Raw genomic sequence first — 2,181 nt, 5'->3', positions numbered from 1 at the left:
AAGTGCGCCACGAGGCGCTACGGAATCGAGTGGAGGTGAAAGGACTCCACCGCCGGGTGGTCGCAGCCGCTCGGTGAAGCTGGGGGCAGTCGCCACGTGGGAACGCAGGTGGCGGCGGGAAGCAGCCCCGACAACGTACGGGACGGGTCGGCACTGTCAGACGGTCCGGGTCCGGCAAGCAGCGAGGAGAAGGTGTACGAGAGGAACCGCTGTCTGACGCCCCGTAAGTGTCCCGCTCGGCTCAAACCTGACGGATATGGGCCGGGTTGCAGCGCGTGAACTGTCACTCGTCGGGGTGGCGTTCAACTCCGAAGCCGGTTTTTAGGTCCGGTGGGGAGGCCATGTCGAAAGCCTGCGGCGTAGGCATGGCGAGGCTGTCGGGGTAGAGGTGGGCACCTCCCTCCTTGATCGATTCTGTGGTGAACGTGGGAACCGCCTGCGGTTGCCCTTCCCGCCGGACAGCCAGTTCGGAGGCGGGCAGGTCCGTTGCCAACTGATGGCCGTTGGGCGGGGCGGAGGTCTCGTAGTAGTCCGAGCGCGCGAGAGGCGCGTACACGGCGAAGGAGACCAGCAAGTCAGCAGTGGACGTACTGGAAAGTCAGGAGGCTGTCGCCGGTGAATACCGACGAACTTGACTCCGTTCTGTTCGGAGCGGAGCGCAGGGTACTGAAGATCCAGACCAAGCTGCACTGTTGGGCCCGTGATGACCCTCATCGCAGGTTCGATGATCTGTTCAACCTCGTTGCCGATCCTGCGTTCCTTCTGGTGGCGTGGGATCGGGTGCGGGGCAACAAGGGAGCACGCACGGCCGGAGTGGACGGGCGCACGGCCCGTTCCATCGAGGCCGGGCAGGGCGTCGTGGACTTCCTCGACGGGCTGCGGTCGCAGGTCAAGGGCCGCAGTTTCTGCCCGCTGCCGGTGCGGGAACGGATGATCCCGAAGGCGGGCGGCAAATTGCGCCGCCTGGGGATCTCCACCATTGCCGACCGAGTGGTGCAGGCTTCTTTGAAGCTGGTGCTGGAGCCGATCTTCGAAGCGGATTTCTACCCGTGTTCCTACGGGTTCCGCCCGAATCGTCGTGCTCACGACGCCGTGGCTGAGGTGCGCTACTTCGCGTCCCGCTCCTACAAGTGGGTCGTCGAGGGCGACATCACGGCATGCTTCGACGAGATCTCGCACACGGCCCTGATGGACCGGGTGCGGGAACGAATCGGAGACAAGCGCGTCCTGGCACTGGGGAAGGCGTTCCTCAAAGCAGGCATCCTCAGCGAGAACCGCATGCTGCGAGACAACCGCGCCGGAACCCCGCAGGGTTCGATCCTTTCGCCGCTGCTGAGCAACGTAGCCCTGACGGTCCTGGACGAGCACATCGCTCAAGGACCCGGCGGACCCGCCTCAAGCCAGACGGAGAGAGCCAAGCGCCGTCGCCACCGCCTGCCCAACTACCGGCTCGTCCGCTACGCGGACGACTGGTGCTTGATGGTGTCGGGCACGAACGACGACGCCGAAGCCCTCCGGGAAGAGATCGCAGAAGTCCTGTCCGGGATGGGCCTGCGCCTGTCACCGGAGAAGACCCTGATCACCCACATCGACAAGGGCCTCGACTTTCTCGGCTGGCGCATCCAGCGCCACCGGAAGCGGGGCAGCAACCGGCACTTCATCTACACCTATCCGTCGGGCAACGCCGTCAAGGCCATGACGGGCAAGGTCAGGACGATGTGCCGGACGACGGATACGAGCCAGCCGCTCGATGCCCTGCTGCGTCAGCTCAATCCGGCGCTCAAGGGCTGGTGCGTCTACTTCCGGCCCGGCGTGTCCAGCGCGACCTTCTCCTACCTGAGCTTCTACACGTGGCGTCAGGTTGGGAGCTGGTTACGCCGAAAGCACCGCCGAGCCACCTGGAAGGACCTCAGGCACCGCTACTGCGACGTCGGATGGTGGCCGGCCTCGGAGGAACGACAGCTGTTCAACCCGGCGAAGGTGACCACCACGCGTTACCGCTACCGGGGAACAGTTATCCCGACTCCGTGGCCGAGCCTGGAATGAGGACAACACACAGGTCCTGAACAGGGCTTGTGGAGCGCCCGGTGCTCGGAAACGGGCACGCCGGGTGCGGGAAGCGGTCTGGGGAAACGGGCTGGTCGATGAGACCGGAACCGCGCCCCGGATCGACTTCACCGT

Annotated in this window: 2 protein-coding genes; one reads left to right on the top strand and one right to left on the bottom strand. The window is 65.2% G+C overall.

The annotated features are described in order from the left end of the window. Positions 1-283: 283 nt before the first annotated feature. Complete coding sequence (locus ACO0M4_RS41030) at positions 284-574, bottom strand: hypothetical protein (RefSeq protein ID WP_430369030.1); 291 nt, start codon at positions 572-574, stop codon at positions 284-286. A 41-nt stretch (positions 575-615) separates the two neighbouring features. Between ACO0M4_RS41030 and ltrA the strand changes: the two genes are divergently transcribed. Continuing rightward, positions 616-2,046 carry a group II intron reverse transcriptase/maturase gene (gene ltrA / locus ACO0M4_RS41025; protein WP_430369029.1) on the top strand — a complete coding sequence of 477 codons (1,431 nt, stop codon included), beginning with the start codon at positions 616-618 and terminating at the stop codon, positions 2,044-2,046. Positions 2,047-2,181: the final 135 nt, after the last annotated feature.

This window comes from Streptomyces sp. RGM 3693, assembly GCF_050471125.1.
Classification (GTDB): Bacteria; Actinomycetota; Actinomycetes; order Streptomycetales; family Streptomycetaceae; genus Streptomyces.
Note: the sequence above shows the minus strand (reverse complement) of the source record. Positions and strands in the feature narration are given on the sequence as shown.